This is a genomic window from Sphingobacterium sp. B29, assembly GCF_001952815.1.
Taxonomy (GTDB): Bacteria; Bacteroidota; Bacteroidia; order Sphingobacteriales; family Sphingobacteriaceae; genus Sphingobacterium; species Sphingobacterium siyangense.
Genome location: NZ_CP019158.1, coordinates 1,837,150 through 1,861,775, shown reverse-complemented (window position 1 = coordinate 1,861,775; position 24,626 = coordinate 1,837,150). Strand labels below are relative to the sequence as shown.

The 24,626-nt window shown below is 41.4% G+C and carries 15 protein-coding genes; 2 read left to right on the top strand and 13 right to left on the bottom strand.

The genetic code is table 11. From position 1 onward, the window contains the following. Positions 1-62 precede the first annotated feature (62 nt). The 12 genes from BV902_RS07695 to BV902_RS07645 all read right to left on the bottom strand — a co-directional run bounded on the left by BV902_RS07695 (position 63) and on the right by BV902_RS07645 (position 22,297). Positions 63-1,709 (bottom strand): RagB/SusD family nutrient uptake outer membrane protein, encoded by a 1,647-nt coding sequence (locus tag BV902_RS07695; RefSeq protein ID WP_237242021.1) that lies wholly within the window; start codon positions 1,707-1,709, stop codon positions 63-65. Positions 1,710-1,720: 11 nt separating this feature from the next. Beyond that, on the bottom strand, positions 1,721-4,717 hold the full coding sequence (locus BV902_RS07690; RefSeq protein ID WP_075991433.1) for a SusC/RagA family TonB-linked outer membrane protein: 2,997 nt from the start codon (positions 4,715-4,717) through the stop codon (positions 1,721-1,723). A 436-nt stretch (positions 4,718-5,153) separates the two neighbouring features. Then, complete coding sequence (locus BV902_RS07685) at positions 5,154-6,332, bottom strand: glycosyl hydrolase family 28 protein (RefSeq protein WP_172840654.1); 1,179 nt, start codon at positions 6,330-6,332, stop codon at positions 5,154-5,156. 129 nt (positions 6,333-6,461) lie between these two features. Beyond that, entirely contained in the window at positions 6,462-8,546 is a 2,085-nt protein-coding gene (locus BV902_RS27675; protein WP_216640444.1) for a hybrid sensor histidine kinase/response regulator transcription factor, read from the bottom strand. A gap of 4 nt (positions 8,547-8,550) precedes the next feature. Beyond that, positions 8,551-10,527 (bottom strand): ligand-binding sensor domain-containing protein, encoded by a 1,977-nt coding sequence (locus BV902_RS27670; RefSeq protein WP_216640443.1) that lies wholly within the window; start codon positions 10,525-10,527, stop codon positions 8,551-8,553. 200 nt (positions 10,528-10,727) lie between these two features. Continuing rightward, complete coding sequence (locus tag BV902_RS07675; protein ID WP_237242018.1) at positions 10,728-11,474, bottom strand: hypothetical protein; 747 nt, start codon at positions 11,472-11,474, stop codon at positions 10,728-10,730. A gap of 38 nt (positions 11,475-11,512) precedes the next feature. Next, complete coding sequence (locus tag BV902_RS07670; protein ID WP_237242016.1) at positions 11,513-14,278, bottom strand: sugar-binding domain-containing protein; 2,766 nt, start codon at positions 14,276-14,278, stop codon at positions 11,513-11,515. A gap of 151 nt (positions 14,279-14,429) precedes the next feature. Then, positions 14,430-16,151, bottom strand: coding sequence for a glycoside hydrolase family 2 protein (locus BV902_RS07665; RefSeq protein WP_216640442.1), 1,722 nt, complete (start codon positions 16,149-16,151; stop codon positions 14,430-14,432). A 28-nt stretch (positions 16,152-16,179) separates the two neighbouring features. Further along, positions 16,180-17,568 carry a DUF4832 domain-containing protein gene (locus tag BV902_RS07660; RefSeq protein ID WP_216640441.1) on the bottom strand — a complete coding sequence of 463 codons (1,389 nt, stop codon included), beginning with the start codon at positions 17,566-17,568 and terminating at the stop codon, positions 16,180-16,182. A gap of 645 nt (positions 17,569-18,213) precedes the next feature. Then, positions 18,214-20,766, bottom strand: a complete 2,553-nt coding sequence (locus tag BV902_RS07655) for a tetratricopeptide repeat protein (RefSeq protein ID WP_075991429.1) — start codon at positions 20,764-20,766, stop codon at positions 18,214-18,216. Between the two features lie 228 nt (positions 20,767-20,994). Further along, complete coding sequence (locus tag BV902_RS07650; RefSeq protein WP_083663510.1) at positions 20,995-21,444, bottom strand: nuclear transport factor 2 family protein; 450 nt, start codon at positions 21,442-21,444, stop codon at positions 20,995-20,997. Positions 21,445-21,799: 355 nt separating this feature from the next. After that, positions 21,800-22,297 (bottom strand): hypothetical protein, encoded by a 498-nt coding sequence (locus BV902_RS07645; protein WP_157625940.1) that lies wholly within the window; start codon positions 22,295-22,297, stop codon positions 21,800-21,802. A 285-nt stretch (positions 22,298-22,582) separates the two neighbouring features. Between BV902_RS07645 and BV902_RS07640 the strand changes: the two genes are divergently transcribed. Next, complete coding sequence (locus BV902_RS07640; protein WP_075991426.1) at positions 22,583-23,494, top strand: DUF6624 domain-containing protein; 912 nt, start codon at positions 22,583-22,585, stop codon at positions 23,492-23,494. A gap of 494 nt (positions 23,495-23,988) precedes the next feature. On the opposite strand, the gene BV902_RS07635 is transcribed toward BV902_RS07640, so the two are convergent. Next, complete coding sequence (locus BV902_RS07635; protein WP_075991425.1) at positions 23,989-24,435, bottom strand: nuclear transport factor 2 family protein; 447 nt, start codon at positions 24,433-24,435, stop codon at positions 23,989-23,991. Positions 24,436-24,503: 68 nt separating this feature from the next. Between BV902_RS07635 and BV902_RS28660 the strand changes: the two genes are divergently transcribed. Next, positions 24,504-24,620, top strand: coding sequence for a zinc-finger domain-containing protein (locus BV902_RS28660; RefSeq protein ID WP_153847003.1), 117 nt, complete (start codon positions 24,504-24,506; stop codon positions 24,618-24,620). Positions 24,621-24,626 lie beyond the last annotated feature (6 nt).

The following is a 24,626-nucleotide window of genomic DNA, read 5'->3' as shown; positions in this document are numbered from 1 at the left end:
TTGTCATCAGATGGGAAAGCTGCCGAAAATACGATTAGGATTCGGACAGCCTCCCATAACCATTAATTATAACCCGGATTCTGCGGGAACGGTGCCCCTGTATTGGCATCCCTGATCACCTGTGGAATAGGCCATAAGATATTGTTGTCCGTAATTTTATCCTTGATCGCATTATTATATTTTTTGACCCGCTCCACCAAAGTATTGGTACGCACCAGGGTAAATCTTCTGCTTTCTTCACCAACTAATTCACGGATACGCTCATCGAGCAGGAAATCCATATTCATCTGAGCGCCGGTAATTTCGGACGCTCCAGCTCTTTTCCGCACTTCATTGACGGCTTGGGCAGCTTTATCCGGCATATTTTGCCCCAAATAGGCTTCAGCAAGCAACAGATAGGTTTCAGCCAAACGGAATTTCATACGATCTTTATAACTACCGGTCAAACTTAAATTTTCAGTACGTCCGTAAAAGAATTTTGTAATCGCTGGAAATAAGCTTTTTGTCGTAAACCAGGTCTGTTCGGTAATATTGGCTTTTTTACCATATAGCGAGGTCTCATTCGCGTTGTTGTAATACCAGTTGCGTTTAATGTTATAACCTGAATTACGGATATCATTTGCTTCGAAAATACCAGCGACATTGCCTGTAGCATTGGTACCTGTGGTGCCTACCCACCACTTCATTGGCACTAATTGTGCAATACCACGGCCGCCCAATGTGTCAGCCAAAACAAATCCTGTAATCGTCGAGTAATTTGGTATCCAAGCCCTACGCGTCCAGTCATCCGAATTGGTACCACCACCGATCGTGTTAAACTGGAACTGCAATACCCAGATACTTTCTTTATTGCCACTTTTTCTATTTTGGTTATTTTCCAGAAATAAATCGCTAAATACATCGCCTGGTTTGCTGCCATTTACGCCATATCTGTTTTTCATAAGGTTATAATACCCACTATTGATGACCGCCAATGCGGCCTTTTCTGCTTCGGCATGATTGCCCTGCAATAGGTAGATTTCGCTCAGCAAATGACTTGCGGCCCATTTGGTCAGCTTTCCTTCTTTTACGTCGTCCGGATTTGTAGGCAGGTTATCCACCGCAAACTTCAGGTCGTCTACCATGTGGCCGATGACTTCGGCCTTTGGTGTACGGGTAAAATTAAGCTGAAAATCATACAGGATAGTTTCTACATAGGGTACATCGCCATAGAGATAAACCAAGGTACGGTAAGCATATGCCCGAAAGAAGCGGGCTTCAGCCTGAAAACGTGCTTTATCTTGGGGCGTATCCCAATTGGTATTTTTTTCGGAATAAACCAGCATCAGGTTTGCCGATGAAATGAGGTTGTAAGCCCAATTCCAGTAAGTACCCACAAACCGTTCTGAGGCAGTAAGTGTAAGGTTTGCAAAAGCCGTCAGTGAGCCATCGCTATTAATGGCATCGGCGATATCTGTAGATACCTGTAAAGCTTCATATGGGCAGGCACCATTATGGATGAAGGCGCCACCTTCGCCATAGGTATTGTATTCTGAACGTGTGAGTGTATACAAACCAGCACTCCCCACCTCGAAACCGTAGGTGCTGGTATAGGTATTGGAGGGGGCCAGTTCGGTTTTTAGCTCTTCTTCCAGAAACTTTTTACAGCCTCCTAAGGTGAACAATACGATAAGCCCTAAACTTGTTGTGATAATATTTTTCATTTTCATGTCCTAATCGATTAGAAGTTTACATTTAAGCCAAACATATACGAACGTGCCGTCGGATAGGAGGCCATCCAGGTGTTGTCGTAATTGAGGACCTCTCTGATATTAGAAATCGTATTCAGATTGTTGACGCTGGCGTTTATATCAATACCATTTACACCGACCTTTTTAGCAATTTTGTGTGGCAATTTATAACCAAAGGTGATGTTCTTCACCTGTACGTAGCTCACCTTTTTATAGTACCCGTGCCCCAATGGATTGAGATAGCCGGGTGAAACGATCGTCGCATTGGGATTCTCCGGTGTCCAATAATTGGCATCGTGTACATAGTTGGTAATCCCGAAAGTCCAGGCCCCAAGATTGGCCATGTGATCATCGCGCCATACATCAAAAACCCCGGTTACCAACGCAGATGCATAAAAATTTTTGTAAGAAAACCGATTGGCTAAAGATGCTGTATAGCGTGGATTTTTAGATCCGATGACCACCCTGTCACTCGCTTCTATCTTGCCGTTACCATCGCGGTCGTACAGCTTGGCAGCTCCGGGTGCTGCCCCATCCACAGTAATGGTTTCTCCATTTTGCCATACACCGATCATTTTATAATCGTAGAATACTCGTAATGGCTTACCAATAAACCAGTTGTTGGCAATATCATCGATACCATCCCCCCTCAACTCGACAATTTTGTCTCGGTTTAAGGAAAACACAGCGGTCGTATTCCATTGAAAATTTTCCCCTTTCACGTTCGTCGAGTTTAAGGTGACTTCAATACCTTTATTTTGGGTGGCGCCGATATTGTCCCAAATGCGATTATACCCGTTCATGATAGGTACAGTGCGGGTCATCAGTAAATCTTTCGTTTTAGAGATATAGGCATCGATAGTTCCTCCCAATCTGTTATTAAATAACTGAAAGTCCAGCCCCAGGTTGGTCGAATAGGTGGTTTCCCATTTCAAATTAGGGTTCCCCACACCATCACCGGCCAAATAGGCTGTCGTAACGGCAGTACCATCATCGCCCCAGATATATTTTACATTGGAGTATAAGCGGTCTAACGTGCGGTATGGTGTAATCGCCTGGTTACCGTTGGCACCATAAGAAAGGCGGATTTTCAGCATGTCCAGCCATTTGGCGTTATCTTTCAGAAAACGTTCTTCTCCGATTTGCCATGCCGCCGCCGCGACAGGGAAAAATGCATATTTATTGTTAATACCAAATACAGAGGCTCCATCTGTACGTCCTGTCAGGGTCAATAGATACTTGCCTTTGTAGGCATAATTTATCCGGCCCATGTATGACAGCATCGCAGATTCCGATAAGGAAGCGCTGTTGGAAACAAGACGGCTGGCCGAACCGATCATAAAGTATTCGGTATCATCGGTTACAAAACCTGCACCGCTCTGGGCTGTTGACCAGCTTTTCGTTTTTTGCATACTGAATAAACCCGTCACATCAAAACGATGATCGCCGATCTGCCGCTCGTATTTGAGCAGGTTCTCCCAGGTATAATCGTTATAATTGGAATTATTAATGGAAGCACTACCTCCGGCCTGCGTACCCTGATCCCTACCTTCAAAGGTATTGCGCCCGTAATAGGTTCCGGTAAATCCGTTCCGATAATTATAACCAAAATTTGATCGTAAGGAAAGACCCTCCACCGGCAGCAAAATATTGGCATAGCCAGAAAGAAAGAAGTTGTTATTATACCTATCCTGAATCGCATTAACGTTGCGCATCGGATTGACGATCAATGAATACTCCATGGGCTCGGGCACATACTTCCCCGATTCGTCTTTATAGCTCCCATAAGGACTTTGTTTTATGGCATGTTCCAAATTTGGCGTAATACCACCGTCGCTTTTCCGGGTATATTGCAGGCCAACACCAGTGGTTAACCATTTATTAAAAGTCTGATCCACATTTGTGGTAATATTTAAACGGGACAACTTAGAATTGTATACCACACCCTCTTGATCCAAAGCTGCAAGGGCAGCCATATATTTTGTATTCTCTGTACCACCGGAAATGCTCAGCTGATGATCCATGGTCATGGCTTTTCGAAAGACGTAATCCTGCCAATTGTTAGTAATGCCTTTCGCATAATTACCGCGCTCTGTTACGCTAATAATATCCCCGGCGATAGGATCTAAAAGCGCTCCAGTATAGCCTTGCCTAATTCGGGCAATATCTTGTTGAAAGCGGATATATTCATTTGGCCCCATAACATTGATGCGTTGCATAGGCTCGGCCATGCCGATCAAACCTTTATAGTTTACCTGAGCTCTACCCAGCGCCCCCCTTTTGGTTTGTATCAGAATAACCCCATTGGCCGCACGCGAACCGTAGATAGCCGAAGCCGAGGCATCTTTTAAGATCGAAAGGTTTTCGACGTTGTTGGGATCGATATCTGCCAGGGATCCGCTGTAGGGAATACCATCTAAAATAATCAATGGACTATTGTTGGCCGATATCGAATTTTCACCCCGTATCAACAGGGTCTGTGATGCTCCCGGCGCAGCTTCTCCGGTCGTAATGGAAAAACCGGCCACCTGCCCCACCAAGCGATCCATCAGGTTTGAGGTAGATACCATGCTGAGCTGCTCTTTTCCAACCACGGCCAAACCTCCTGTTAAATCTTTCTTCTTGGCTGTACCATACCCTACGACCACTACCTGATCCAGGACATTATTTCCTGACATCTTCACATTGATGATTCCTGATGGATTGACCTTTAATTCCTGGTTATTAAAACCAATGTAGGTAAAAAGTAGCGTAGCCGTGCGTGGCGCCAGAATGGTATAACGGCCATTTGCATCTGTCTGAACACCGGTTTTCGCTCCTTTAATCATGACCGAAACACCCTTAAGTCCTTCTCCTGCATCATTGGTGACCTGACCTTTGACATTTATTTGATCTGTTGCTTGCGAATAAGCATAATTAGCCGCCACCACCGATAGGGTAGCACTCATTATCCAGCTCCTGAGCCAGAAATGTATTTTTTGTATCATTGATTTATAATGGTTAGTTTAAAATTTACTTGCGTCCTTTACTTTCCCTTTCTCGTAAAGAATATGAGTTTAAAATAGGTCTGCTTCAATAGGCTTGGATTTTTAATTTAAATTTTGTGATACATACTATCTCATTGCTGCAAATGCATGCGCAATGCAGACGGCAAGACTTCGTTTTCGTCCTTATTGACGAAACCTAAAATTCCGTTGCGCGTTGCTATTGATTTTTGTAGAGTTCGGATTACCCTGCGTGAGCCTAATCACGTGGTCGGGAGGAATTTTCATACACATATTTTGCTTTTTTAAAATTGGTTAAGACAAAACTATAATCATCACCAATTCGTAGGGTTCGTTTTTGTACGAAAATGGTTTGATTTTGTACAAAAGGCAAAAACATGTGTTTTTCGCTGTAAAATGGGGGTTAGAAAGCGCTTTATTATTCTTTTTTTATACACATTAGATGATCTAGGATAACCGTATCGCTTGGTTGCACATCGATAGCTTCACCCCGACCTTTATAAATGATATCGCGGAAACTGGCCTGCGAGATACCTTTGGCTTTTATCGGTTGATGACTGATTAAATTTCGTACAAATAAGCCCTGGACATGCTCGCCATACTCGACCACCAAACCTTGTTGTGCTAGCGGACTGATGACCATATTCTCGATAAAAACATGACTTATACGGAGCTTACCCACAGGCATAATCCGTATGGATCGGTGTGAAATTGAATAGAAGTCCTGCCAGTTCTGGAGATAAATAGTTGAAATGTTGTCGATTTCGCCCCTATAAATCGAACCACTTACCACATTTACATTTTCTTCACCTGCTCCCACTCCGGTATCTGTCAACCCTATATTAATAAAGTCGTCACCGCTTTTACCTTTGCAATTCGCAATAATAATATTTTTGCAGCCAAAACGTATGCCCATGCCGTCTTGGTTCAAAATCTGTTTGTCTACTCCATCAACAGTTACTGCCTGCCTCACATTAAAAGTAATATCGCTTACCTTACCGTTTGTACAGCGTTCCAATACCAGTCCATGCCCATGATAATCCTTTAATGTAATGCCGCTAACCTCAAATACATCGGTGTGCGCCAATATAATGGCGTGGTTCCGCCATCCACCTTTTTGGTTCTCTCCGGGCTTACCTGCATCCGTACCATAAGATTGTCCAAATCCGCTGGGATTTAAGGACAAGATTTTATTATGGTCACCGGTAGCTCTGGGATGATCAGCACCTTCTAAAAGAACATTTCCTTTTCCAATAATCCGGATATTCTTTGTGGGTGCTATATCTTTAATTGCCAGCCCTGCATTTGCAGAACGAATAAAATTATCCCGGCATTTATCCGATAGCTTAATGGTACAGTTATTCAATTCAAGTTCAAAATCACCCGGAAGCAAAATGGCCTGATCGATGAGCCAGACACTTTTTTTTGTTACCGCATCGTATTTAGGGATCACTACTTTCCCAGTCGACTTTTTTGCTTCATTTATGGCTTTTTGTATACGTTCTGACTGGGAACCACTTTTGTATTTATTGGGGCTGATGTAAGTTTCATCTAGCTTTTGGGCGACAGCCGCTGTCAGATAAATTACGTTAAACAAGCAAAAGCAATATGTAAGCAGAAGCGTTTTTCTAAAAATTGTCATTTTCATGATCGTTAGGATTTCAAAAATATAGAATGGCCTTTCACCTATCTGAAAGGGTATATCGGTCAACTATTGGCTGTATTTTTATTTCTTTCCACTGGAAACCTTTTTCTTAAACTCTGAAGGGCTCAGTTCAAACTGTTTTTTAAAACAGACGCTAAAGTATTTGGCATTGTTAAACCCGGTTTGGTAAGCAACTTCCGCTATCGTCAAATCCGATTTTTCTAACAGATAAGCACTTCTTTTCAGCCGCATATTCAAAATAAATTCTTTGATGGACATTCCCACAATATCATGTATTTTTTGATAAAGAATGGTTCTGCCTACGTTCATATCAGCCACAAAATCTTCTACGGAATAACTGGCATTGTCAATATTTTCTTCAATGACCTGAATAGCCTTAATCAGCAGTTCCTCGTCCATGGAGGTCACGGTTACATTGGAGGGATCTACCTGAACGTGTTTGCTGTATTTTTCTTTTAGTTCCCGCTGATTTCTTAGAATGGTTTCCGTCTGTTGCAACAGGTAGTCAACATGAAACGGTTTATCAATAAACACATTGGCGCCATATTCCAATGCTTTTATTTTATGCTGGTTGTCATCTCCCGTACCCGAAATCATAATAATAGGAATATGGCTAGTCTTAAAATTTTGCCTAAGGCTACGGCATACTTCCAAGCCATTGCGATTTGGCATGATCAAATCGGTAATAATAAGTTGCGGATAAATTTTTTCGGCTTTAATTAAGCCTTCTTCGCCGTCACTTGCTGTATATACATTATATTTTTCGGCCAGACGCTGCTCCAGGTAAACACGCAGCTGTTGGTCATCTTCAATGAGCAGGATATTATCTGTCTTTTTTATAGGGATCGATCCTGTTTCTGGGGCTGCAGTATCCTGCGTAATAATATCGTCGATTTCAGAAACGGTGTAATCATACACATTAGGCTGCATGTCGCCTGCCCCGGCCTGTTTCCTTAACGGTAGTAAAATGGTAAATGAAATTTTATCGGTCTTATTGACCATCCATATTTTACCCTCCAGCACATCTACCAGTTCTTTCACAATGGCAAGTCCAAGTCCTGAACTTTCTTCAAAAGTTGGCCGATGAGAAGATAAGCGGTTGAAAGAAGTGTAAAGCATCGCGATCTGTTCTTCAGAAAAACAATCACCGGTATTTATAACTTCAATGGAGATGTATTCGACTTCCTTCGGATCTAACGAAGGAAACCGTTCTTTTTCTTCTGCTGTTGCACTATAGATACGTACGCCCACATACCCATTATCTGGTGTATATTTTAGGGCATTGGAGAACAGATTAGTCAATATTTTTTCGATAACATCGTAATCAAAGGCAACATATAAATTGTCCTTGTACGCGGAAATATTGGTTTCAACACCTTTTTTATTGGCATAGAGCTCAAACAGGCTAAATATATCCCTTACAAAATTGATAAAATCACCGACCTGCGGATTGAGCGTAATTTTTTGGCTTTCTATTTCGCGAAAGCGCAGCAATTGGCTAATCATCCGCTGTATTCTGGATACATTTTTCTCTATTAAATCCATGTATACCAAAGCGGTATCATTGGCCACAATAGTGTCTTTGAGTTGTTTAAGCGGCTGTAAAACCAAGGTTAGCGGTGTTTTTAAATCGTGTGAGATATTGGTAAAGAAGTCGGTACGCGCCTGGTTCAGCTCTTGCATATTCTGTTCTTTTAAACGCTCGAGTGCTAATCGCTCTTTAAACACTCTTTTATTGCTGTAATATCTCATTATGAAAAAGAGCAGAGCAAAAACAAGTGCGGCATAGCAGCAATATGCCCACCAGGACAAGAAAAATGGTGGATCGACATGGATATATAATCGTGATATTTGATCGCCCCATAGCCCATCATTGTTGGAAGCCTTGATTTCAAAGATATAATCTCCGCCCGGAAGGTTGAGAAACTGTACAGATTTCTGGTTGGCATGACTGATTTGCCAGTCTTCACCTAGCCCCAACATCCGGTAAGCGAACTGGTTCTTCTCTGCGGATAGATAACTATTTGCCGAAAACTTAATTTCTACATTGGACTGGTTACTGGAGAGCCTTATCTTGTCTTCTTTTTGATTGGAAAGACTGCCAATGTCTTTCGTTAAAACTGATGAGCCATCCGCTGGTTTCACGAGTTTATTGTTGACCAGAAATCCTGTAAAAAAAAACTTTCGGTTTTTGCAGATTTTTATTGAGGTACGCCGGATCGAAAAGTAGAAATCCATTGGTACCGCCAAACAGCATTTCACCCCTGGAAGTTTTGTAAGCGGCATGAATATAAAATGAACCAATGTTATTTTCCTGATAAAACCTGGCTTTCTCAAATTTACTGGATTTCCAATTGAAACAAAAAAGACCATCACTGGTACTTAACCAGATATTTTTCGTGGCAACATCTTCTAATATGCCAAATACCATTTTCGCCGGGAATCCGTTACTTACACTATAGTTGACATATGTCCCATCTCTTTTGAGTACATTTACGCCTTTACCCAATGTCCCCAACCATACTTCGCCATTTGAAGTTACTGTATAACTACACAGGTAATTTGCTGAATAGGAAGCATCTTTGAGCGCGTAGTGTTTCAATACCTTTAACGTATGGGGATTTACAACAAAAAATCCTTGATGGCTAATTAAACAGAGCTGATCTTGGTTATTCACATATAATGCTTCGACTTCGAGTTTCATTTTTTTGCCCTGCGCATCAAGGACGCTTACCATCTCTATAGGATCTAGCGGCTTCTTTCGATATAAAAATAATTTATCGGGATCTGTCATCCACCAGGTGCCTTCCTTATCGTTTACAAAATCATAAACGGTGAGTGGTTGCTGGCTCTCCGGAGAGCGGAAATTGAAACTGCTGAAATGCTGATTGTCCACATCATAACTACCAATACCGCCGTTATAGGCTGAAATAAACAGTTTTTTGCTCGTTCGGTCAAATTTCAGGCGTTTAATCATATGGGGACTCGACGAACTACCCTTCGATTTTTCTAGAGGGTTAAACTGATCCTTTTTTCTATTCCAGTAATTCAGGCTCCCCCCCTCGGTACCGATCCATATATTTCCCAGATGATCTTCCTGAAAACTACTGACTATGGGGTGATTGAGTCCCCCTGGGCTGGGCTTGAAGTAACGTACTCGGGAATCGTAAAGCGAGCAATAAGCTATTTTACCACCGTAAGTACCTATCCAGGCCCCTTGGTCCGGATCCGGATAAATTGTCCATATCGAGTTATTCGGTAATGAATAAGCATCGTTCAAGTTCATTTGCAAGGCGCTGCTGCTTTCATTGGATGGATCATAAAGATACAATCCAGCTTGCGTAGCCACCCAGATCACCCCGGTTTGGTCCAAATATAATTTTTTGGTTAACACGGCTGAATTTCCCATTATGCTTACTGGGATCTTCTGTTTTAAGTTTCCTGTTAAATCTGTTACATGGATTCCCCCTCGTTGTGTTAAAAAGTAATATTCCCCCCCGTACGCGACCGCATCGTTCACCTGATTTGTCGTACTACCAAAATCCGCAAACTGGAGTAGGCGTTTTTTCGTCATTTCAACTTGGTACACGACAGCGCCTTGGCTTAGAAACACCTGATCTTTAGCACTCATTATATTTTGGAAAGACTTGTTTTTGGGCAATAAAAAGCTTTCTGTCTGTTTATTTTGCGGATTATAGCGTAGTATGCTATTGTCTGACAGCATGTAAACCTGACCATCGCTATGTACACAAAGCGAACGGATCATTCCGGGAACCACGACATGAAAAGAAAACCGTTCGTAATCGAATTTTAATAAGCCTTGCCCAGAAGCTAGAAACAGATTTCCCTTTTTATCCCGAATTAAAGAACCATAACCCCATTTTTGCGCTGGTTTGATCGCAGAGACGATATCATTTAACTGATAAAAACTATTGCCATCGTACATGAAGAGCGCATCGGGCCCCGTGTACCAAATACGCCCTAAACTATCTTTTGCGATGCTCTGTATACCGCCATAATAGGAAGTTTCGGGCATCAGATGAAACCTATACCTCGAAAGATCGATACCGAGAACACATTGCCCCCAAAAAACGACGAAACAAATTATCAGACTGTATTTATTCATTTACCGATGCTACTAAAGCTGTTTAAATTTCTATCCAAGATTTACGCGTGCCAGGTTCAATCAAAATACCCTGCTGCTAATTGTTGATCAGTGGTTCTATAACCTTCGATTATCACACTATTAGGCAATGAGCTTCGTCGAAATTCTGGCCTTAGCTCTTTTTCAGCTGTGCAGATCCATGCGAAGCCAACAGTACCAATTTACTTAAAAACAGGCGTTGGGGACAAACTTATCTTCTTTTGCTGATTATTTTTGAGTTCGAAGATTACAAGTTCATTTTTTCCGGGTTTTAAATCCTCCGAAGGAATTAATATCGACTGCTGTTTTTCTTCCTCCCAGTAAGATCCCAAATATTTTTGATTTAACCAGACCTCGCCCATTCCCCATCCTGTCATATTAAGATACTTGTTTCCGGACAGATTGTGTTCGAAGTGACCTTTGTAAAAACCGGGGCTGTCATTAACTGATCTTTGTTCAAAAACCAAATCCTTCAGTGGATAATTACGCACCGTTAAGGGGATCATTTTCCAGTCTTGAAGGTCGTTTCCGTCTAAAGTAATGGTGCCAAATATCCCTTTTGAATTATCTGTAATTTCTGGTCCGTAAGTGATCCGGCCAATATTCTCGACATAAAATTGAAGTAAGTGTTTGCCTGGATTTGCTTTGATGGCTAGTTTTTTACTCTTATCTGTCAGGCTACCCTGTACCTTACCGTCGACATAGACCACGGCATAATCGCGTACGTTTTCCAATTCCAGCTCTTCGCTTTCGGCATCAGTGTTTATCTCGGTCTGATAAAGTACATAGCCCGATTCGATGTCCAAATCATTCAAAGATAATGCATTTTCCGCCTCGACAGCCTTATTATAAACCTGGTTTACAGACGCTTTCTCTTCTAACCTAATTTCCTGTGCCATGAGGGGCTGACCCCAAAAAACAGTCATCATAGATAATATCATTGTTCTTACCATTGTGTAAATCTTTCTTATTTCTCTAAAAATGATTGAATAAAAGTTTCGTCCACGGCCACTTGCGGCGAGAATTTCTCACTTTTTACATAATTATCGATACTGTACAACAATTGTTGGGTAGCGGGACGGTTATCCATATCATTTTTGGTATCCAATGCCAGTACCAGCAATTTCCCGCCGTGCAGTTTGGCTTCGAAACCTATACCCAATTTCTGGTTGTTGTCGTAGCTGTCGATGACCTGTATAAATGGACGCAGTTGTTGTGGTGCATGTTGCATTTCGATTACTTTTGCATGGTTCAGGATATCCCACCACTGCCAATCGGTATGGTATGAAGTAAGAAAATCATTAAACATGGCCTGCTTATGATGAACCAGGTTGCCGATGGTCATCGGTGCCCATGCAAACATAATGGGGTTCCAAAAATGATTGTGAAACAGTGACTTTCGACCTTTCACCTGGTCTGGAGAAGGATAAAGAACCACGGTTTTACCCTGGGCCAACTGCCTTTTTGCAACATCATCGTAGACATCGGTGTACAATACATTAGCTGTAGACTGCATCAGATGTTGATGTTTTGGGTATACCCAAATGTCCCAGCTATTCTTAATGCTATCGTTCACCGCAAGATGAACCGTAACTTTTTGGGTGCTGATGTTTTTTAGGGAAATCTCAAATTCACCTACCGGCGATACATTTTCGTTGGCAATGGTTTGCTTTTTCAGTGTTCCCTTTTTCAATACGTTGCCAGCGGTATCGGTCAACCACCATTTAATTTTCGCATTTTCAAGTGCAGAATTGCTAAAGTTATATACTTCGGCTTTTCCCCTAAATGTTTCTGTGTTGAAAAAACTGCTTTTATCGTAGCGCAGTAGAGCGACCGTTGGCGCGCAAAACTCGCTGAATTTTTCTGCTGTAACCAATCCTTTCGAATCCCAGAAAGGATCGAAGATCCCCACGGGCGCGTACCCTTGTCCCGGAAAGTCATTCATCGACAAAAGCTGAAATCCGGCAGATTTACCTGATCGCAACAGGGCTTCGATCACGGCTTTGTACTCCAGCACGGTTAACGCACCAGATGCTCTGAAGAAATCCTTTGCTTGGTCCAACATGCCATTTTTTTGTAATAGATCGCTAAATACTTCAAAATTGCGGGCCTCTACGGGACTGTTGGCATATTTCTTTATTTCATCAAAATTTGGATAAATACAGCGTTGTCCTGACTCGTGTGAAATGACGGGCACATCTACATCAGATTCCAAATTCTTGTCCCAATCGGTACTGGGCAGACCTTCGTACACCTTCACCGGTCCTTTATTGGTTTGCTGCGAAACGTAATATTGATCCGATTTAACCCGTGTTCTTGCCGTAGAACCGCTATAAAGATGACGGGGATCAGCTTTTCTGCCTTCGGCAGTCAACTCCTCGATAAAGTCGAAATTCCCGGTAATTTCATTTCCGTTGCAGTACAGAACAAAAGAAGGGTGGTTGCCATATTCTTTTAAAATAGCTTTAATTTCCCTACGGAAGAAGTTATATCTAGACTCGTCGGGTTCGGCATCTTTGCCCCACATAGGCATTTCCACTTCAAAATATATTCCATGTTTGTCTGCCATGCGAAAGGCCGCCGCCGGCGGGCACCATGAATGGAATCGTAAATGGTTCATGCCATACGCCTTCATCAGCACCATGATTCGTTCCCAAGAGGCATCGTCGAGCGGAGCATGGCCTGTTTTTGGAAACACTGCATTTTCTACATTGCCTCTTAAATGGATGGGACGATTATTGAGCAGTACATGGTTTTTTCCTTGTTTTACTTCACGCATACCAAAGGTTGTCGCTTTTTCATGTCGGTAGCTGTTTTTGCCGTCGGAGGTATTCAGTTGACAATTTATACGATAGAGGTTTGGGTTAAACTCATCCCACAATTTGATATGCTTACCTAATGGAATAGTGGTCTCTACGAAGGTCACCGAATCGGTACTTACCAGTGCAACTTCATCCTTAAGACTGTAGTTTGTTCCCTCGATGACGAAAGACACTTTGCCCTTTATCTGTTTTTTGGTCGCATTATTTACCCGTAATTTTACTTTTATGGACTGATCGGCTATATTTGGATATACCTGAAGATCTTCCAGATAAACTGGGGCTATGGCCAGCAGTTTTATTTCTCCTAGAATACCGTTCCAGTTAATCTGCGTAAATTCAGTATGCGCATGGTTCCATTTATGTGTATTATACTGAAACCGGTTATCGATACAAATGGTCATGCGATGCTTCTTTCCGGGCTTTACAAATGAGCTCAGATCGTGGTTGTGGGGCACACTTACATAATCAATACTGCTGACTTCCTTGGTATCTACAAAAACTGAACTCAACCAGTGGGTACGCTCAAAGTATAGGAATATTTTTTTCCCTTTCCATTCGGCAGGGATTTCAATATCACGTTGGTACCATGCCGGTCCCATGTATTCGTATTTTCGGGTCAGGCGGTCGATATATTTATAGGGATTTTTATATCCTATCTGATAATCATCGGTAATACCGGGAAGCTTAATTGTTTCTTGCAAAAGATGATTATAGCGGGGGGACAGCGATCCTCTACGGAAATCCATCACGTCCGTCTGGAACCCCCAAGTGCCTGATAAATCGATAGCATCTTGAGCCTTTAACAAGGCTACCTGCAGGAAAAGCCCCATTAGGCACATCATTTTAAAGTATTTATAGATGCTTGTCCTGTATTCATCCATTTTGTGTTTCGATAGTTTAGGTGCTTTCATTCTTTTCAGTATATTATTTTTGTAGGCATCGAAAAAATAGTGTCACTGTGATACTCCTCTTTAAGCTCGGTTTCGTAATTGAAGTCTTATTTATTATCATAATAATGCTTCATCAGAAACCAGGCTTTCTTTCGGTAGCCTTGGTCTGAGATCAATCCTTTGCGGTTCCAGCATCTTGGTTGGTCGGATGAAAACGGAACGGCGAACGGAAATCAAATAGCAGCCAAGGTGAAGTTCCGCGCAGGTTTGGAATATGCTTAAACATTTCGAGGTTGTTTTTGTACAAAGTCGCTTGGTAATCTTCACTCCATGAACTGACGACATCCTTTTCGCCCGTTTTGCCATACAGCGCCTCGCCTCCAAATTCAGAAATAATTAAAGGCTGGCCTTTTGCCACATCCCATACTGCTTTATCAGGAGAAACTGGCCAGGAGTGGTACCAGCCTAAATATTTGTTGACAGCTACGACGTCCAATTCTTTCGTAAAAGGATCATCCATAACAAAGATTTCCTTCTCCTTATTGAAACGAACAAGATCAAAAGCAGCGGTTATAAGCCTGGTCGTGTCAATGGCTCTGCATGTAGCAATCAAATGCCTGATAAAAGCATTTCTAGGCTCGGATGGTTGGGTTTCATTGGCTACTCCCCAAAAAGCTAGTGCGCAACGATTTTTGTCTCGAGCAACCATTTCCCGCATCATTTTACCGGCTTTCTCTTTGGTCGATTCATTTTCAAAATCGATGCCTTGCCAAATGGGAATTTCTTCCCACAACAAGAAACCCATTTTTTCGGCCATTCTCACGATATATTCATTTTGTGGATAATGCGCCAAACGAATCATATTACAGCCCAAAGCTTTCGCTTCTGAAAGCAGCATCACTGCATCTGCCTGTGAAAAAGCACGACCTTTGCGCTGAGGTATTTCCTCATGAAATGAAATGGACTTGAGAAAAATAGCTTCGCCATTCAGGAAGATATCTTCCCCTTTTACCCAAATATTGCGAAAACCTATTTCCTCTTCTATTTGATCGTCGCGCGTTGAAATCTTCACGTTATACAGTTTAGGTGAAGTGGGCGACCAACGTTTGATTTTTCTCGATAGGAATGAAGTTTTTACTTCCCCCTGAGCATCTGTTTTAAGCGTTTGTTTTAGTTGTAGTTCGGGTATTTCGATAGTTACCGAGGAATTGGCCATCGTTTCCGAAAGTTTGACCTTCGCATTGATTTTATCGGCTTTGGTTTTGTCCAATTGAACAAAATAATCATCGATAAAAACTTTTGGCGTGCTTACCAAAAAGACATCTCGGGTGATACCGCCATAGTTCCACCAATCAAAGGCCATTGCCGGAATGGCATCAACCTGCCGGCTATTATTTACCTCAACTGCCAAAAAATTATCGTTTTCTTTAGCTGCATCTGTTATTTCAATCTGAAAGGGGGTAAAACCACCTTCATGTTGTGCAATCTCTTGTCCATTGAGATATATGCGACAACGGTAACTTACCGCAGCGAAATACAAGAACAACCTTTTGTTATTTTCTTTCACTACATCGAACTTACGCCCATACCAGATGGTACCTTCGTAATATTTAAGTTCAGGCATTTGACTGTTCCAATCTGAAGGCACATTTAAACGGAGACCATTCTCGAAAGCGTATTCATAAAAATCAGTCTTGCTTTCGGCTTTTTTATTCAGGTAGATTTGGTTTTTTCTTCCCTGGTCGTACAAGTCTACAATAGCGTCCCACTTTCCATTTAAGGATTGAGCTCGCCTACCATACACATTGGCCATATTTTGCTGTGCAACAAGGTTGGAGGTTATCAGGCTAAAAAAAAGGGACAATATCAAAGATAGATTGATCAGCTTTATCATAATAGGTGTTAGTTGTTAATAAAATTTTCTATTTTACCTGCAATGCCGAAAGCTTTGTCCAACCCTGAGCCGTCAAATCTCCATCAAGGGCAAGTTGAATTGCCGGCTTATTTTCCTTGGTCGTATCAACAATGGCGACTGCCCAGCTATATATCCCTGAAGGTAGATCTACTTTTGCATTTAATTTATAACTCGCAGCAGTACCTTTCAACCAAGCAGACGGTTCACTCTGACGATCTACAAAAATCTTTTTAACATTCCCATTGGCATCTAACAGTGCAAAAGCAACTTTATATTTGTAGTTCCATTGTGGAATATTATTAGGTAAATAGCCCCAGCCCATATTCTGCCAACGATGGGCGATTTGCGCTATCTTTCCCGACTTGATATCTTGAGGGAGGTTGATTTGATCTGGATATACACGGTAGCCACCTTCTGTAATAAACCGTTGAACCAAATCAAAGGACTTAAACCAGGATTCAGTTTCTCCCCCCGCTCTAAAGTCCATCATATTGACATGGGCTTCGGCCGACAGGTCGAACTCACCTTTCCTCACATCCTCATCATGACCTTCTCTATATTTTCCACTGGGGTCTGTCCAATAACGGTGCTTACCTGGGGCAATAATCCAGCCTCCTTCCATGATGATAGGACGCTTAAAATTCCATTTCTTGGCAAAATCCTTTTCCCAATTCTGGTAATAGCCAGTCATGCCAAAAGCATCTTGGCGAAGGCTATACCCCTTATCAATAGCTTTATCCAATAAGCGTTCACTATTCGGGTTGACTGCTCCCCAACTTTCGGGATGACCGACCAGACGATGGTAGTTGATAACCAAAGGAACTTTTGTAAATGTGTTAGCATATAAGCTGGTCACCCATTCAAGGGTTTCTTCCTTTATTTTTTCAGTACTTTCAGGTGTTGCCATTTTGGGATCTTCATAGACAACATAATGTGCTTCGCCCCATTTCCCCAAGCCATAGGCATCAATAAAAGAGGTCTTTTCAGGATCATTAAATTCCTTGGCCAAAGCTGTGATAAATTTGGTATAGTATTTTCTAAATACCGCATCCTGAGGATAAGGTGTTTGCCTATCGGGATGATTTTCATTTTCCAAATAATATTTGGCTCCGAGGTCGAACACAAATTTGGGTGTATTTTGACCTTGGTCGCGACCATCTACCACAATACGGAGTGCTATGGGCAACCCTCTCGTTTGTGCGCCTTTAAGGAGCTTTCCTATTTTAGAGTTTGGATCATCCCAGGCATAAACACCGTCACTGGGATTCAGCGAAGACCAGCTCGTGCGTACATAACATGCCGAAGCATAATCAATGACCTTTACCTTTTTACCCAATGCTGGTACAAAATATTCGATATCCCAATACGTATCATCGGCATTACGGGGAGCATACATTACCCAACCATTTAAAGGATTGCGCAAGACTGAATGACCATCATATTTTGGCTTTAATAAAATATACCCGGTGTTGCCCGAACCGCTTTTCCCTTCATTTTTTTGAGAAAAACCAAGCAATCCAGAAGTGCACAATAAAAGCGTTAAAAAAAAAATTTATTATCCAATTTGAGAATAGCTGTTTGTTTATCATTTCGTTTTTGAACATATTTTCAAGTCTATTGGTTATTTTATTCCTGTTGTGCCAGCGACTTCTATAGTTTATCATTTAGTGTGCTGATTCAACAAAACTGATTTATTGGGATACGGTACAAAATTAGCCACGACAGGCTACCGCTATGGTATTGATTTGTTCAGAAATGGTTCGTTTTTGTACAAAAATTAGGATTTAATCCGCTATGAAGGACGATGTGAATAAAATCATTCACTTATGGAGACTAAGTGATAAAGAAATGGCTCTTCTTCTTGGATCTTATACCGTTTATAACTATTAGGGAGGTTTTTTATCAGATTTATAGCAGTCTACTTAATGTAAAAAGCCCGATTGTTCTCGGGCTTTTTAGGTTCATGTTCCATACGATCCTCTTCATTCGAAAGAAATGAAAAATTCTATCACATCTGGCGTATGCCAAATTTTCAGAAGTATTACTTCAACTTCTGTAAGCGTTCTTTCGCTGCAGGCACGATATCATCGTTTTTGTCATAATTGTCAATCACACTTTTCAAGGTACTCTTCGCCTGGAAAGCATTGCCCTTGCGCGCATAGGCATCAGCAAGCACCAGGAAGCTCTTGGCAACCCAGTATTCTTGCGCTTCCCTATTGTTAATCACATCAAAGGCTGTTTCCAGCGCCTTATCATATTCCTTGTTATCGTACTGCAAAAGCGCTACGCGATACCGTGCTTCTGCGCCGATAGCCGATTGACTCTTCAGCGCAGCCAGGTTGAATTCTTTCATGGCAGACGCTACATTTTTTTCTTTCAACAAAGCTTTTCCACTGTACAAATGCGCTTTCGCTATTTCCTCCTCGGTTGCCCCGTTGTAATTTTTGACCAGACTCACATACTTAGCCATTTGCTCCATATCGCCGAGTTCGAAGTAACACACCATCAGGTTCGTTACCGCATAGCCATAGTTCTTTTTATATTCTTCGTTGAGCTCCAATTTTTTGAGGTGCACAATGGCTTCATTGTATTCTTTAAGATCCAAATATAGCGCAGCAACCGTCAGCAAGGTATTCTCTGAATATTTACTCGTCCAGTCGTTCAGGATGATATTCAGATCATGCAGTGCTTCCTGTGGATGCCCGGTGCGGTACGAACTCACTCCACGGATATAGCGGGCGAATTTTTCTTGTCTGGGTTTTGGAAATTTATCAAAATAGGCGTTGATCGCTTCTACAGCCGCTCCGTATTCTCCCCTGGCGAATAGCGATTGCGCGGCCTGGAAAGCCATGTTATCTAGCTCTGCGGGACTCAGATTACTGACATTGGTACCGACAGCGTAACGAATATAGCTCGAAGCATCCCCTTGATCGAGGTAGATGTTTTCAATGAAACGCATCGCCTGCTCCGCCTCGGCAGTTCGGGTGTATTTCTCCACCACCTTCTGGAAAGTCGCTTTCGCCGCTTCGGGCTCATCATTGTTGTACTGCACGAGTCCTATGGTCATTAAGGCGCGGGGAATATAACTACTGCGAGGGTACTTTTCGACCATTGCCTGTAACCCTTCGATCGCACGGCTATAATCACCCATCGTGAAATAAGTATAGGGAATTTCAAAGGCCGCATCATCTGCATAGTTCGAAGATGGAAATTGTTTCAACACCGACCGCAGCGTACTGAGCTTGGTTTCATTGTCGCCTTGCAGACCAAATAAAACACCGCGCTGGAATAAGGCATAATCCTGATTGGGCGCTTTGCTGTTGATCAGCTGATCGTAGTATTTGTTGGCCCGGCTGTAGTCGCGCAGACACAGGTAGGAATCGCCCAGACGTGCAATGACATCATAGCGTATATTTTGATCCACCGCATTTCCTCCAGCAGTCAGAAAGCGTTCAAAATAATTGGCTGCCAACTCAAAACGGTTGTTTCGGTAGGCCGCATAGGCCAGCCCATAATTTGCATAATTATACAGGTCGCTATTCCGAGCGACGGGCAGGCTTAGAAATTGGGAGAAGTTTTCTACGGCTTCACCAAATTTGCGCACTTCATACATGGCCTCTGCTTTCCAATAGGTCGCAAGAGCGGCCATTTCAGCATTGACCGGAAACTTTTCAGATCGCATAAACATGGATATGCTATTTTCGAAAGCACGCTCGTTATAAAACTCCAGTCCGCGGTAGTAGGTGACCTTTTGATAGATCGCATTGACCTCCCGACCGCGCTCTTTTAGCGATTCCAGCATACTAACACCGGCATGGAAGTTGGTCGTCCCACGTAGGATTTCAGCGGATAGTGTTTCGGCACTTTCCTTTCTTTTTGAACCCGGATCGACAGGTTGCACTTCCTGCTCGATATATTTCTCGAGGACTTTTTGTGCCGCTTGGGTGGAGTCCATTGCAAACAAGATTTTAGCATAGTTAAATAGCGCATCGGCTTTCACTTGCTGGTCTAAATCCAGTTTTGTCGCTTTGACAAAAGCATTTCGTGCGGCTTGCTTGTCGCCAGTCTCCAGAGCGATATGGCCCAATGTCATGATCGCCCCCTGATAAAAGGCATCCGAAGGTTTTATGGCCTCCAGCATACCGCTTGCTCTTTTATATTCGCCAGCGCCATAAGCCAGATAGCTGATGCGATAATTATCGATATTACTTTGCGAAGCGTCTGGGTGCCGTTTCATCAATTCGTGATAATAGGCCTGTTTATATTTTTGCTGCGCTAAATAGGTGGCTGTGGCAATCTGGCGTAGCTCCGTCTCAATAGCATCGCGGTTGATATGCGTCATATCCGGACTGCGGCGCACCTTGACCGCATCGGCCAGCATAGGCCGGTAGTCGCGTACGACATCAATCGAATCCATGGTTTGAACCTCTCCACCGCCACCTTGCACACTATGTTGCTGTTGCTGTTGTTTCTCTTTCTTTTCTTTCTGTTGTTTCCCCACTTCCTGCGCATAACCTGTAACCAGCAAAGCCGAAAGCGTCCCAGTAAACAGGTATTTCAGGTAATTGTGACCGATTCTTTCTTTCAATATCATTGTTCGTCCGTATTTCTGAATTGTTCCAAACGTTCCTTTGCCGAGGAGACATAGGGTTATCCCTAACTAGTGTATTCAAAACTAAAGAATTCCAAGCACATTCGGTAATTTACACCTCATAGTTGCTTCATTTCAACGATTTAGAACAAAACACGCTATTCCATTGCTCTATCGGCAACTGAATTTATACAATAATGGAGCCAAGAAGAAAAAATAAAAGAGTGGTTCTTACTGATAGGAATGGACTGACTTGGATACCTGCCAACTGCCATTCTCATAAACTAAAGTCACTAGGTCAGTCATGCTAAAGCTGTCAAATTTCAATACGATTTTTGCAATCATATAATCTGCGGATTTTTCGACAATCTTGATATGCGTTTTACAGTTCAGAATTTCTCCCTGCTGTTTTTTTAAAGATTTAATCAAAGCCTGGCGTCCGTAGTAGGTCTGTATATTGGAAGCCTGGATCCTTTGGCTGAAATCTTCCGCAAATAATTGCTCTAAACCCACAGATTCTCCAGCCGTCGTTACAGCAACATAATGCTGCAAAGCGAAGTCTGCTGTGGAAAGATTAATGCTAATTTTTTCTGGTTTTGATGCTGGCTTTTCAGCTGCCATGGCAACTGACGATAAGCAGATTAAAGCTGCTGCCGTGAATGTTTTTACGAATGCTTTCATACTATCTTTTTGTTCTATTGTGTTAGTCTATATACCCTTACTTGGGGATCCAAAACTAAAGTTCAATATATCTCTGGCCTATGGACTTTAGACCAACGGTATTTGAATATCGGTGAATGGCGGAAATGTAAAGGTGAATATAACAACCATCTTAGCTGCTGCATGCCAAATACTATACCAGTGGCTACAATAAAAACATTTGTGCCTCTCAGCACATTTAAAGGCATTTTCGAGATTCTTTACGAAAAAGAAAATGTGCGCATACGAACAGTTTCAATATAGATTGTTCGCATACGCACACCGCATAAAAAGCCTAGCAAAAGATTAATGATTACTGTCTGCTGACCAAGTTGATTTATTTGGTTTTCTTTATCGGTGTATCGACTGATATTGCAAAAAAATCGTCAGGAAGTTCCCTTGCTTCTATCTTTTGAGCTACCGATTCCATTTTGAATTGCTCATTATCGACCACAATTTTCAATGGAACAGACTTGGCTTTTGATAAATAGTAGTTCCAGTTTCCATAACTATGCATCTGATACTTCGTAAAATCAACAGGGTACTTTGATGTGTAGAAATAGGTTGTCTGCCCACCTTGCGTCTTTAAAATCAAGGCATCACAATCTTCCCCCAATATTTTCTCTTTATTCTTAACGAGCTCATAACTTATAACTGCATCTGATTTCACATCGGCATCAAACCAATAAAGTGTGTCGGATCGGCTCGTCTTATTGTAAAGTCTATTGGTTTCACCAATATATAACTGCATTGTTATACCGACACCATTTGTGCACGATTTATAATTCCCCGATTTAATAAAATATTCTTGCTTATCACCTAGAAGAATCTTCATTTGTTCACTAGTGACGCTTGAATTCTTACTTTGAAAGCTATTTTGATAAATAATTTCGCCTTCAAATGCTTCTTGAGCATAGCCTTTCAATGTGACGGATAGCAATAATAAATAAAAATAACAATAATCTGATACACCACTATTGATCAAGATTTAGTTAAAAAAGAGAATTTTTAATAGGATCGTTATTTTTCAATACATTTTATCTTTTCCAACCAGATGAATAAAAAACACATTCTTATTATTAATGACAATATATTATATTTAGGTATATAAATATAACATATGCTTAAGCCATTTTTTATCTTCTTCTTAATTTTTATTTCCTGTCATGTGAAAGCTCAAAAAAGCAGTTCCTATTTTTATTTAAAGAATACCGCAGATAGTTTAATTTTTGAAAAGAAGACACCTGAAGCTTATTTGTTATATCGAAAAATGGTCAAGATTAGTGATATAGATCCGTTTATTGATATAGAATTGGTAAAATTATCACTAAAAGTAAAAGACAATAAAACAGCAGAAAAATATTTAAAGCAATCTATTTTAAACGGTGCTTCTTTAGGAATGCTAGAGGTTGACAGTAATGTGAATAGTTTTTTAAAACAGCATACCAATTGGAGAAAAACCTACGATTCTCTTCGTCAAAAACATCTAAGCAAAATAGCTCATTTGGAGGACCGTACAACTTTACTCAATATGTTGGAAAAGGATCAGGCATTGCGTTCCTTATTGGGAGTTATTGAATACAAAAAAGCCGATTCTCTTATTTTTGCTAGTGACACGGCTAATATGAGGGTAATCAAGGAAATTATTTCGAGAACAGGTTTCCCGAATCTTGAAACTGTTGGCATGGATGGCGTAAACGCTATCTTTATATTATTATTACATACTTTGAATAATGGGATTGAGGATGCCAAAAATATTGAAATTTTGACGCCACTAATGAAAAAAGCGGTATTAGACCTCAAGTATCCACCTTTTAACATGGCCTTAGTTATCGATAGACACCGAGCCATAATCCGTCAAAAACAGATTTATGGATCGTATTGGGAAATGGGTAAACAAAACAAAAGAATTGTTACGCCGATTGAGAACATTGATGAGGTAGATGCACGAAGAAAAGAAATTGGATTACCACCGCTAAGTCTTTTAAGGAACCAAAGAGGGTATGATTTACCTGTGGATTATAAAAACTAATAGATGATTTCGGTTCAAACAAAAAAGACCGAACAATACAGTGCAAATGCTTGTATTGATCTATCAACGAATACTGAGCTCTCAAGGCAAATCATATGCACATATTCGTTGCTTCTTACTTGGTCTTTCTTTAGTGTTTCTTTGCTCTTTGTTCGGGTCTTCTTTGGGATTGGCTTGGGCTTCGTCTGCTATTTCTTTGGTGTTTCTTCGGTGTTTCTTCGGTGTTTCATTGGTGTTTCATTGGTGTTTCATTGGTAAAAAAGCAAAGAAACAGCAAAGGGATACGTATCTATAAGATAACTTGGTTCCTGCCATAAGTGAGCATTTGTCCCGAAAGAAGCAAATGATGATTAGCAAATTCACGTATAACGATGCTGAATGTTAGCCCACGTTTCGTAAGTTAGAGTTAGAAAAACGAACTGTCCGCAATAAAATAAAAAAAGCCACATCTCCTGATGTGGCCCTACAACTTATATATTGAATTAAAATGACTCCTATTTATACGAATTGATCGATTTGGACACTTTCCAGTCATTTCCTTCACGGACAAAAGTCACTAGATCTGTCTTGCTGAAATCCTCAAATTTCAAGGTCACCCTGGCCACCATATAATCTGCTGATTCTTCAAGTACATCTGTACTCACTGTACAGTTAAGCTTTTCGCCTTTTTGTTTTTTCAAGGACTTAACCACTTCACTACGGCTATTTGACTTCAGGTTTGCCGTTTGGACCTTTTGATTAAAATCCTCAGCAAACAATTGTTCTACACCAGCCGATTCACCTTCAGTCATTACAGCAACATAGTGCTCTAAAGCAAAGTCTGCTGTTGATAGGTTAACGTTTGTTTTTGCTGATTTTGATCCGGGACCTTCAGCTGCCATAGCACATGTTGAAATTGCGATTAAGGCTGCTGCTGCGATTGTTTTTACTAGCGTTTTCATAATATCTTTATTTTATCGTGTAAGTTTTTCATCTAAATAATTTGTTCTTCAATTGTGATGAAGCTATCATGAGCATTTCCATCGATGCTCATGATGGTTTTTGTTCTTATTTGTTGATTCAAAATTACTGCTCTAGATGCTTCTTGCTCACAGACTTTAGATCAACAACGGGTAAAACTCGGTGAATGACT